Here is a 767-nt window from a genome sequence, read left to right as displayed (position 1 = left end):
AGGAGTGATTACATGAACAAAAATATAAAATATTCTCAAAACTTTTTAACGAGTGAAAAAGTACTCAACCAAATAATAAAACAATTGAATTTAAAAGAAACCGATACCGTTTACGAAATTGGAACAGGTAAAGGGCATTTAACGACGAAACTGGCTAAAATAAGTAAACAGGTAACGTCTATTGAATTAGACAGTCATCTATTCAACTTATCGTCAGAAAAATTAAAACTGAATACTCGTGTCACTTTAATTCACCAAGATATTCTACAGTTTCAATTCCCTAACAAACAGAGGTATAAAATTTTTGGGAATATTCCTTACCATTTAAGCACACAAATTATTAAAAAAGTGGTTTTTGAAAGCCATGCGTCTGACATCTATCTGATTGTTGAAGAAGGATTCTACAAGCGTACCTTGGATATTCACCGAACACTAGGGTTGCTCTTGCACACTCAAGTCTCGATTCAGCAATTGCTTAAGCTGCCAGCGGAATGCTTTCATCCTAAACCAAAAGTAAACAGTGTCTTAATAAAACTTACCCGCCATACCACAGATGTTCCAGATAAATATTGGAAGCTATATACGTACTTTGTTTCAAAATGGGTCAATCGAGAATATCGTCAACTGTTTACTAAAAATCAGTTTCATCAAGCAATGAAACACGCCAAAGTAAACGATTTAAGTACCGTTACTTATGAGCAAGTATTGTCTATTTTTAATAGTTATCTATTATTTAACGGGAGGAAATAATTCTATGAGTCGCTTTT

Annotated in this window: 1 protein-coding gene; it reads left to right on the top strand. The window is 33.2% G+C overall.

The genetic code is table 11. The features are described from left to right. The first annotated feature begins 12 nt into the window (after window positions 1-12). Window positions 13-750: a 23S rRNA (adenine(2058)-N(6))-methyltransferase Erm(B) gene (erm(B), locus tag ACVC7T_RS10915; protein WP_394733574.1), complete on the top strand. Its 738-nt coding sequence runs from the start codon at window positions 13-15 to the stop codon at window positions 748-750. Window positions 751-767: the final 17 nt, after the last annotated feature.

This window comes from Streptococcus sp. P25B114 (assembly GCF_053010325.1).
This window is presented reverse-complemented; position numbering and strand designations above follow the sequence as displayed.